13 protein-coding genes are annotated in these 9,508 nt (G+C 70.0%); 6 read left to right on the top strand and 7 right to left on the bottom strand.

The features are described from left to right. Positions 1-248 precede the first annotated feature (248 nt). Positions 249-740 carry a GNAT family N-acetyltransferase gene (locus tag E3T61_RS01620; RefSeq protein WP_134639181.1) on the top strand — a complete coding sequence of 164 codons (492 nt, stop codon included), beginning with the start codon at positions 249-251 and terminating at the stop codon, positions 738-740. A gap of 117 nt (positions 741-857) precedes the next feature. Next, positions 858-1,826, top strand: coding sequence for a nucleoside hydrolase (locus tag E3T61_RS01615; protein WP_134639180.1), 969 nt, complete (start codon positions 858-860; stop codon positions 1,824-1,826). A 65-nt stretch (positions 1,827-1,891) separates the two neighbouring features. Here the strand turns inward: E3T61_RS01615 and E3T61_RS01610 are convergent, their stop codons facing one another. Next, the gene (locus E3T61_RS01610; RefSeq protein ID WP_134639179.1) at positions 1,892-2,479 is read right to left on the bottom strand and encodes an NUDIX hydrolase family protein; all 588 of its coding nucleotides are present in this window, start codon (positions 2,477-2,479) and stop codon (positions 1,892-1,894) included. 187 nt (positions 2,480-2,666) lie between these two features. Here E3T61_RS01610 and E3T61_RS01605 point away from each other — a divergent pair, with 187 nt between their 5' ends. After that, entirely contained in the window at positions 2,667-3,335 is a 669-nt protein-coding gene (locus tag E3T61_RS01605) for an alpha/beta hydrolase (protein WP_134639178.1), read from the top strand. Between the two features lie 122 nt (positions 3,336-3,457). Here the strand turns inward: E3T61_RS01605 and E3T61_RS01600 are convergent, their stop codons facing one another. Beyond that, positions 3,458-3,898, bottom strand: coding sequence for a DUF5997 family protein (locus E3T61_RS01600; RefSeq protein ID WP_134639177.1), 441 nt, complete (start codon positions 3,896-3,898; stop codon positions 3,458-3,460). 123 nt (positions 3,899-4,021) lie between these two features. Between E3T61_RS01600 and E3T61_RS01595 the strand changes: the two genes are divergently transcribed. Beyond that, entirely contained in the window at positions 4,022-4,819 is a 798-nt protein-coding gene (locus tag E3T61_RS01595) for a LysR family substrate-binding domain-containing protein (protein WP_134639176.1), read from the top strand. A 123-nt stretch (positions 4,820-4,942) separates the two neighbouring features. Here E3T61_RS01595 and E3T61_RS01590 read toward each other — a convergent pair whose 3' ends face one another. The 4 genes from E3T61_RS01590 to E3T61_RS01575 are packed head-to-tail and all read right to left on the bottom strand — an operon-like array spanning position 4,943 to position 7,914. Continuing rightward, positions 4,943-5,605 (bottom strand): GyrI-like domain-containing protein, encoded by a 663-nt coding sequence (locus E3T61_RS01590; RefSeq protein WP_241992338.1) that lies wholly within the window; start codon positions 5,603-5,605, stop codon positions 4,943-4,945. Between the two features lie 59 nt (positions 5,606-5,664). Further along, positions 5,665-6,045: a VOC family protein gene (locus tag E3T61_RS01585; RefSeq protein ID WP_134639175.1), complete on the bottom strand. Its 381-nt coding sequence runs from the start codon at positions 6,043-6,045 to the stop codon at positions 5,665-5,667. A gap of 34 nt (positions 6,046-6,079) precedes the next feature. Beyond that, positions 6,080-6,922, bottom strand: a complete 843-nt coding sequence (locus tag E3T61_RS01580) for an ABC transporter permease (RefSeq protein WP_134639174.1) — start codon at positions 6,920-6,922, stop codon at positions 6,080-6,082. After that, positions 6,919-7,914, bottom strand: a complete 996-nt coding sequence (locus tag E3T61_RS01575; protein ID WP_134639173.1) for an ATP-binding cassette domain-containing protein — start codon at positions 7,912-7,914, stop codon at positions 6,919-6,921. Before E3T61_RS01575 ends, E3T61_RS01580 begins: the two co-directional genes overlap by 4 nt. 86 nt (positions 7,915-8,000) lie before the next feature. On the opposite strand from E3T61_RS01575, the gene E3T61_RS01570 reads away from it, so the two are divergent. After that, entirely contained in the window at positions 8,001-8,642 is a 642-nt protein-coding gene (locus tag E3T61_RS01570) for a TetR/AcrR family transcriptional regulator (protein ID WP_134639172.1), read from the top strand. Positions 8,643-8,647: 5 nt separating this feature from the next. Here E3T61_RS01570 and E3T61_RS01565 read toward each other — a convergent pair whose 3' ends face one another. After that, entirely contained in the window at positions 8,648-9,256 is a 609-nt protein-coding gene (locus E3T61_RS01565) for a hypothetical protein (protein WP_134639171.1), read from the bottom strand. A 58-nt stretch (positions 9,257-9,314) separates the two neighbouring features. Between E3T61_RS01565 and E3T61_RS21805 the strand changes: the two genes are divergently transcribed. Next, positions 9,315-9,488 (top strand): hypothetical protein, encoded by a 174-nt coding sequence (locus E3T61_RS21805; RefSeq protein ID WP_166793114.1) that lies wholly within the window; start codon positions 9,315-9,317, stop codon positions 9,486-9,488. Positions 9,489-9,508: the final 20 nt, after the last annotated feature.

The following is a 9,508-nucleotide window of genomic DNA, read 5'->3' as shown; positions in this document are numbered from 1 at the left end:
GCGGCCGGGGCACGCGGCGGGGGCGTGCGGCCGGGGCGTGCGGGGTAGGCGCCGGTAGGCGGGGCACGCGCCGCTACGCGGGTGGCGCGCCAGGCGCAGAGCGGCGCGTACCCCGCCTAACTCCGAACCACGGCCCCTCTGGCCCGCGCTGCGGCCAACCGGCATCCGTCCCGCATTACCGGCGGCACACATCCGACAGCACCGGCAGGTGGTCCGTCGGGGTCGGTGGCCGGGGTTAGGGTCGAAGTATGAACACCACCGTTGTTGTTCGGCCCGTCACTGAGACGGATGCCGACAGCCTGGGCCGCGTCCACGCGGCTTGCTGGCACGAATCCTATGACCACATCCTGAGCCGGGCTGCACTGTCGCAGCTGCACCCGGAGCGCCTCGCCCAAATGTGGCGCCGTTTCTCGGTGCAGGGCCCCGGCTACCGCCATGTGGTGGCCGAGCTTGACGGCGAGATCGTCGGTTTCGCCGGCAGCGGTCCCGGCCGCGACGCCGGCAAGCCCACCGAGCACGAGCTCTACTTCATCTACCTGCTGCAGGCCCATCAGGGCAGTGGCATCGGCCAGGCCCTGTTCGATGCCGTTGTCGACCCGGGTCCCACCTACCTATGGGTCGCCGCGGACAATCCCCGCGCGCACCGTTTCTACACCCGCAACGGTTATCTGCCCGACGGCCAGGAGCGCACCGAAGAGGTGCTCGGCGAACCGTTCCGCGAGGTGCGCCTGGAGCGGTAACGCCACCGAGCCACCCGGCCTCAAGCCGGCCGAGAGCCCGATCCCGCCACCCAGCGGGGTCGGGCTTCTGCGTCCTGGCCCTGCAGCGACGCGCACCCGGTCCCATAAACTTTGGGGATGCCCACGATTCCCGTCATCCTCGACGTCGACACCGGCGTCGATGACGCCCTCGCCATCCTGTTCGCCGTCGCCCACCCAGACATCGAGGTGCTCGGCATCAGCTGCGTGGCCGGCAACGCGTCGCTGGAGCGGGTCGTGGAGAACACCCTGCGGATCCTCGACGTCGCCGGAGCGCCCGACATCCCCGTGGCCGCCGGTGCGCGCCGCCCGCTGATCTCGCCCGCCCGCACCGCGTCGCACGTGCACGGCGAGGGCGGCCTGGGCACCGTGCACCTGCCGTCGGGCGACCGCACCCCGGTACCGGTGAACGCCGTCGAGCTGATGCGCCAGCTGATCACCGACAGCCCCCGCCCGGTGACCCTGGTGGCCCTGGCCCCGCAGACCAACCTGGCGCTGCTGCTGCGCCAGTACCCGGATCTGGCCGAGAAGATCGAACGGATCGTGTTCATGGGAGGCTCGGCCAGTGTGGGCAACGCCACCGCCGTGGCCGAGTTCAATGTCTGGCATGACCCAGAGGCGGCGGCGATCGTGCTCGATGCGGGCATCCCCACGTTCATGTACGGGCTGGATGTCTTCAACCAGGTGCTCGTCGAGCGCGAACTCGCGGCCGCGCTCGAGGCCGGCGACTCCGCCTATGGCCGGGTGGTGGGCGCGCTGCTGGCCAACCGGGTGGCCCGCAGCGAGAACAGTGCGGCCGAATACACCGGGCTGATCGGCGACGCCGGGGCGCTGTGCGCCCTCGTCGACCCGGATGCGCTGACCACCCGGCTGTTGCCCGTGCGGGTGGAACTCACCGGGTACGGCCGCGGCCAGACCATCGTGGACCAGCGCCGCCGGGTGGGCGAAGACATCCTGCACGGCACCGCCGGCACCTGGGAGGTCGTGGAGGTGGCTCTCGACGTGGACGCCCCACGATTCGCACGCCTGTTCCTCGACACCCTCGGCCTGTCCACCCCCGCGAACTGAGAGAAAAGCACCGAAAAACTGCGCACGAAGGTGCTTAAGTCACAGTTCGCGGATGGGCGCGGGGCTTAGCGCAGGGCGCCGACCGAGGCCAGGGCCATGCGCAGCAGGCCGCCGCGGCCGCCTTCCATCTCGGCCGAGACCGCGTCGGTGGCGGCCTCCTCCGGGGTCATCCAGGTGAGTTCGAGGGCATCCTGGCGGGGATCGCAGGTGCCGGTGACGGGCACGACGTAGGCCAGCGAGACGGCGTGCTGGCGGTCATCCGTGAACGCGGTGATGCCGGGCATCGGGAAGTACTCGGCGACGGAGTATGGCACCGGGCTGGGCGGCAGCTGCGGGAACGCCATCGGACCGAGGTCCTTCTCCAGGTGACGGAACAGAGCGTCGCGCAGGGTCTCGCCGTAGAGCACCCGGCCGGAGACCAGGGTGCGGGTCATCTTGCCCTCCGGGGTGGCGCGCAGCAGCACGCCGACCTCGACGACCTGGCCCAGGCCATCCACGCGCACCGGCACCGCCTCGACGTACAGCAGCGGCAGCCGCTGGCGGATCTCGGCGAGCTCGACATCGCTCAGCCAGCCGGGATTGCTGCTGGGCGGCGGCGCGTCATCCCCGCCATTCGTCCAGTCCGGGTCGGGGTCAGGGGTGCGCACGCTCATAGTTCATTCTCACCCACCCGGGCGACGGATGCACCACCAGCGACTACGAGCACCCCGCGACCTGTGAGAAAAGCACCTCTCCCGGCGCGTTTTCAGTGCTTAACTCACAGTTCGCGGAATCGGCGGGAGGGGGCGTGGAAGGATGGGAGACGTTCAAGACGCGCGACTGAGTGTGAGGATCGAATAGATGGCCGACAGCATCCGCCCCGAGCCGATCGACCCGGCCGCCGTGCTCTGGTCGGCCGCAGCCGCCGACCGGGAGGGACGCCCGCTGCTGCTCGTGTTGCACGGCTACGGCTCCACCGAGGGCGACCTGTTCTCGCTCGCCCCGCATCTGCCGCTGCAACCGACGATCGCGGCGCTGCGCGCACCGCTGCCGGTCGGTCAGGGCTGGTCCTGGTTTCCCATCGGCGTGCCCGGCGAGCCCGTGGGCGACGCCCTCGACGCGGCCGCCCTCGGCATTATCGAGTGGCTCGACGCCCTGCCGGAGCAACCCACCTCGATCGGCCTGCTGGGTTTCTCGCAGGGCGGCGCCATGACGCTGCAGCTGATGCGGCACGCGCCGGAACGGTTCGCGTTCGCGGTGCAGTTGTCCGGGTTCATCGCCAGCGGAACGCATCCGGGCGACGCACGGCTCGCCGAACTCAAGCCGCCGGTGTTCTGGGGCCGCGGCACCCTCGACCCGGTTATCCCCGAGGCGGCGGTCGCCCGCACCCAGGCGTGGCTGCCGGGGCGCTCCACGCTCACCGAGCGCATCTACGAGGGGCTCGGCCACTCCATCTCGCAGGCCGAACTCGGCGAGATCGTCACGTTCCTGCGCGAGCAGTACGCGGCACCGACCGCGCAGACCGCCTAGACCGCCTGACCGGCTCTCCCGGGCGCGGATGCCCCGACGCCGAGCTGCCCCCGAACGGACGAATTGCCCCGTCCCAACGGAGCAACTCGTCCGGGGCGGGGCAACTCGATGAAAACGGCGAGCTAGGAGCGCTTCTGGGCGGCCTTCTCGTTCTGGGCGGCGAAGCGTTCGGCGTGCGCCTTCTTGCGGGCCTTCTCGGCGTCGCGGTCCTTGACGCGGATCTGCTCCTCGCGCACCTCGAACTGGGTGGCGCGCTCGGTGACGAGCCAGGCCGGCGGCTGCTGCAGCAGGGCGAGGATCTCGGCGCTGGTGAGCGGCTCGGTCACTTCACCGCGGGCCAGGCCCGAGATCGAGACGCCGAGCTTGGCGGCGACGACCTGCTTGGGGTGCGGGCCGTTGGCGCGCAGCTCGGTGAGCCACTCCGGCGGGTTCGCCTCGAGGGCGGCCAACTCGGTGCGTGACACCGGGCTGGACTGGAACTCCTCGGGTGCTGCTTCGAGCAGAATCCCGAGCTTCTGGGCAGCCGTGGCCGGCTTCATGGTCTGGGGCTTCTTCTCGCTCATAGTTCCAGCGTATAGCCTGAGAGCACTATGGTTTCGGTGTCCTGCGCCCGGACGCCGCCAAAACGGCCGCTCGCGGGCCCACCGCAGCCGCCACCCACACACTGACACACGTTAAACGAGAGGATGCCGGTGACCTTTTCCATTGCCTTCGTCGCCGGGGTCACCCCCACCAAGTGGACCCGGATCTGGGCCGACCGCCGCCCTGAGGTCGAGCTCGAGGTCTTCCGCACCGCCATCGCCGACCAGGAGGTCGTGCTGCGCGACGGCCGCGCCGACGTGAGCCTGGTGCGCCTGCCCATCAATGTCGAGGGCCTGAGCCTGATCAACCTCTACAACGAGATCCCCGTCGTGGTCGTCGCCAAGGACCACTTCCTGGCCGACGCCGACAGCGTGGTCGTGGCCGACCTGGTCGACGAGCACCTGCTGCAGGACCCCGACGAGGTCCCCGAGTGGCGCGACGCCGCCGCCGAGGTGCGCAACGGCAGCCGCCGCCCGCTGCCGCCGATGCGCGACATGGACGAGACCATGGAGCTGGTCGCCGCAGGGGTGGGCATCGTCATCCTGCCGCACTCGGTGGCCCGCCTGCACAGTCGCAAGGATGTCGTTTCCAAGCCTGTGGAGGACACCGCCGAGAGCCGCATCGCGTTGGCCTGGCGCACCGTGGACACCACCCCCGACGTGGAGGAGTTCATCGGCATCGTGCGCGGCCGCACCCCCGACAGCTCCCGGAAGAACGCGGCGCTGCCCACCGACGAGCCGGTGAAGAAGGAAAAGAAGACCGCGAAGGCCAAGGCCGCCGCCAAGGCCGTGCGCGCCGCCGCGGCCGCCGCGAAGCCGGCCACCGCCCGCAAGACCCAGAGTGCCGGCCGCACCCGCAACTCCCCCAGCCCCCAGGCCGGAAAGCGCCGCGGCGGTCGCTGACCCGACCCACGGCATCCGCCCGCCCGGAGCACGCCCCCGAGTTGCTCCGATCCGGACGAGTTGCCCCGGCGCACCGGGGCAACTGGTCCGCAGGTGGGCAACTCGCGGATTCCGGCGCCGGGGTCAGGCGGGCGAGACGGGCTGGCGCACCACGGTCTTGAGTTTCTCCGGGGCGACCCGGCGCGGGTCGCCGAGGTAGACCTCGTGGTGCCGACCCCGCTCGCGAAGGCCCGCCGCAGGCAACACCTCACCGTGCAGGCGGGCCAGCGCGGGTGCCTCGTCGTCGTAGGAGCCCACGTGCAGTACCTGCACGCAGAGCCCTTCATCGAGCCCCTCGATCCGCACCAGATCGAGCGCGGGCATGGCCTTCTTCTTGGCGGCCGCCTTGGCACGCGCCGCCACGATGGCCTCGCCGATCTGCGCATCACTCACCCAGTCGGGCTGGCTGATCAGCATGGTCCAGTTCCAGGCGTCCTTATCCCTGGCGCTGAAAACGGATGCGTCGTCCGCGTACCAGAGCCCCTCAAGCGGCCCCACCACCAGGTCGCGCCCGTTCCGCTTGGACGCGAACTTCACCGTGTACGCCACCGCGTAGAGCGCCTCCACGGCCTCGGTATAGGCCGGGGACGTGTTCGGGTCGCCGTGCCCGTCGACCGCGAGGAACCGTTGCGGCGGCACCGTCAGCGTCTCCCAGTCCCGGTTCTTCGGGGCGTACAGCGCCCGCAACTCGCGCTTCACGTCGTAGGGAGCGGCGACGGCGTCGGGCCCGTCGACAATCTCAGACACCTTCACCGCACCAGGCCTCTCGCGTCATGGCAGCCGTCTGCGCATCAAGCACCACCGGGTCAGTTCTGCAGAACTGACAGGATGTTGCCGGCCGGGTCGGTGAACCAGGCGATCCGCGGGTCTCCGTTCGCGATGCCACGCTCGTCCTGATCGAACCCGTCGTAGCGGAGGAACTCCACGCCGCGTTCGGCGAGCACATCGACGGACTGGTTGATGTCGGCAACGGCGAGGTTGAGGATGGTGAAAGTGGCCGGCTGGTGGTCGGGCTTGGGGTAGATGATCACCTCGGCGCCGCCCGGCAGGGTTAGACGCAGCAGGCCCATGCCGCCGTCCGCCACGTCGAGGCCGAGCACGTCGCCGTAGAAAGTGCGGGCCGCCTCGATGTCGGGCACCGCGAATCCGCTGAAACCGTGCAGGTACTCCGGGTCGATGGTGGGCATGTCCGCTCCTTCTGGTCAGGCGGGGGTCTTCAGGTCAGCGGGAGCTGATCTGGGCGAACTTACGGATGCACAATGGCACGAACACCACGAGGAGCACAACGACCCCGATCAGCACGGTGGCCACAGGGTTCTGCAGCGTCCAGACATCCGGCACCGGCGCACTGCCCTCGTTGCCGAACAATTCGCGGGCGGCCTGCACCAGCGCGGACACCGGGTTGAGTTCGGCGAAGATGCGCAAGGGGTCTGGCAGGGTCTCGATCGGTACGAACGCGTTGGAGATGAACGTGATCGGGAACAGGATGATGAACGACGCATTGTTGATCACCTCTGGCGAACGCACGCTCATGCCCAGCAGGGCCATCACCCAGCTGAACGCGTAGCTGAACAGCAGCAGCAGGCCGACGCCGGCGAAGAACTCCCCCATCGACGAGTTCACCCGCCAGCCCACCAGGAACCCCGTGCACATCATGATGATCATCGAGATGGTGTTGAGCACCAGGTCGCCGTTGGTGCGGCCGATCAGCACAGCCGAGGAACTCATCGGCAGGCTGCGGAACCTGTCGATGATGCCGTCTTTGAGGTCCTGCGCCATGGCGGCGCCGGAGAACGTGGAGCCGAACACCACGGTCTGGGCGAAGATGCCCGCCATCAGGAACTGCACGTAGTCGGTGCCCTGCACCGCGATCGCGCCGGCGTAGACCTGGCTGAACAGCAGCACGAACATGATCGGCTGGATGACGGCGAAGACCAGCATGTCCGGCGTGCGCTTGATCTTGATGAGGTTGCGCTTGGTCGTGGTCCAGCCGTCGGAGTACCACAGGGACAGCGGGTTCCAGGTGGGCTGGGTCGGGGCCGGACGGGTGGCGGTGGCGGTCATTTCACCTTCTCCATCTTCTCGTCTTCGTTGTCGGTCGCTGCCTTGTCGGCCTTGTGCCCGGTGAGCTTGAGGAATACGTCATCGAGGGTGGGCCGGCGCATGCCGGCGTCGTGGAGTTCGATTCCGGCCGAACGCAGGTCGGCGAGTACGTGCTGCAGTGCCGGCGGGCCGTCGGTGACGGCCACATCGACGCCGCGGCCGTCGCTGGAGACCTGCGGCTCCCCCGCACCGTACCGGGCCAACACCTCGCGGGCGGCGGCGCCGTCGGCCGCGTCGACCAGGGCGATCACCACCCGGTGGCCGCCGATCTGCGCCTTGAGCTCGTCGGAGGTGCCCTCGGCGATCACTCGGCCGTCATCGATGACCGCGATGCTGTCGGCCAGCTGGTCGGCCTCTTCGAGGTACTGCGTGGTGAGCAGCACGGTGGTGCCGTCGTCGACGAGCTTGTTGATCACGCCCCACAGCGCCATCCGGCTGCGTGGGTCGAGCCCCGTGGTCGGTTCGTCCAGGAAGAGGATCTTGGGATTGAACACCAGCGCGCCGGCCAGGTCGATACGGCGGCGCATGCCGCCGGAGAACCCCTTCACCGGCCGGTTGCCGGCCGCGGTGAGTTCGAACAGGTCGATGAGCTCCTGCGCCCGACGCCGGGAGGCCGCGCCGCCGAGGTGGTAGAGCCTGCCGACCATCTCGAGGTTCTCGAAGCCGGTGAGGTTCTCGTCGACGGCCGCGTACTGGCCGGACACCCCGATGATGCTGCGCACCGCCTTGGGGTCATCGAGCACATTGATGCCGTCCACGATCGCGGTGCCGGCGTCGGGCCGGATGAGGGTGGTCAGGATCTTGACCACGGTGGTCTTGCCGGCGCCGTTGGGCCCCAGGATCGCCTTGACGGTGCCGCGCGGCACGGTGAGGTCGAGTCCGGCGAGAGCATGTACCGGACCGGTCTTGGATTTGTAGGTCTTGGTGAGCCCGGAGGCTTCGATAATCGTCATGCCATGCCCCTGCCGAATCGGATGGGTATGCTGGTATGTGTACATCGTACACATGTGAGCTTTTATCGTAACGAAACGGATGCGAGATGACAACGGGTCTCGGCGATTCTCCGGCGCGAACTTCGTACCGGCACGGCGACCTGCGCCGAGCCCTCATCGACGCCGGCGTCGACCTCGCCCAGGAGGGCGGGCCGGCCGCCGTCGTGCTGCGGGAGGCCACCCGACGCGCCGGAGTGGCCCCCTCCGCCGCCTACCGGCACTTCGCCGACCGGCAGGCGCTGCTGGACGCCGTGTGCTCGAGCTGCCAGGCCCTGGTGGCCCGGGCGATCGAGGCCGACCAGGCAGGCATCCGGTCGACGGATGCGGCCGAAGCGGCCCGGCTGCGTTTTCGCGCGGTGGGCACCGGGTACCTGCGGTTCGCCCTGGAGCAACCCGGCCAGTTCCAGACCGCGTTCTCGGCGTCGTCCGATCTGGACAGCGCCACCAGTTCGGCGCGCGCCGGCGACAGCGGTCTCACTCCGTTCCAGCTGCTCACCGTCGCGCTCGACGACCTGGTGGCGCAGGGGCTGTTGGCGGCCGAGCGCCGGCCGGCAGCGGAGTTCCTGGCCTGGTCGGCCGTGCACGGGCTGGCGGAGCTGTTCATCGACGGACCGTTGCGGGCCCTTCCGGATCCGGTGAAACAGACCCTGATCGCCCGGGTGATCAACATGGTGGAACAGGGGCTGTAACCCGCTCAGCCGGCCGCACCCACCGCGCCCACCTCGACGCTCCCGTCCGGACGCCAGGTGAGGAAGGTGTTGACCGGGCCGGTCGCCGCGCCGGTGTCGGCGAAGATCCCCTGCGCCTGCCAGTACAGTCGCAACCCCGTCGACGGGAAGTCCTGCTCCAGGGTGCAGGTGGACAGGTAACTCGCGGCCGGCGGCAGCACGATCAGGCAGACCATGGTCGAGGTCGTGCGCGCGGTGTAGTAATAAGTGGTCCAGGCGGGGTCCGCGTCGACCGCACCCATCGAGCCCAGCGCCCGCACGGTCGTCGTGTCGAACTCGGCGGGGAGGGGCACCGCTGGCACGTCTTCGGGCATCTGCTCGCGCTGGAAGATCGTCAGGGCGATCGGTGGTGGTGTGCCGGCGGCCGAGGCGGTGGCCGATGGCGCCGGGGCGGCGCCGAGCAGGGTGGTGGAGGACAGCTGGCTGCCGCCGAGGGCGCCCAGCAGCACCGCGGCGGTGAGGCCGGCGGCGAGCAGAACCCGGCGGCGCCCGGTGCCGGCCGGTGCCGGCCGGTGCCGGGGCGTCGAGCCCGGTGTCGGACCCCACCCCGGTGGCATCCGCCGGCTCGCCGGCATCCGCGTCGTCTGCGCCGGCGGCGTCGAGGTTCACGGCGAGCGCCGCACCGGCGACCGTGTGCGCGGCGAGCACGGCCGCGTCGATCGCGCCGGTCTCCCGGGTGACCTCGGCCTGGAGCCTCTGCAGCTCACCGTGCACGTCGTGATCGCCGGCGGCATCGGCGTCGGCGGCGAACACCCGGCGTTGCAGCGCCTGCACCTGGGCGAGGGGTGCGGCCGCGCCGCTCGGTGACGCGTCGAGCGGATGCGCCG

The organism is Cryobacterium lactosi, from assembly GCF_004403945.1.
In the GTDB taxonomy this organism is placed as follows: Bacteria; Actinomycetota; Actinomycetes; order Actinomycetales; family Microbacteriaceae; genus Cryobacterium; species Cryobacterium lactosi.
The sequence above is the reverse complement of the archived record's forward strand: the minus strand, read 5'-3'. Positions and strand labels throughout refer to the sequence as shown.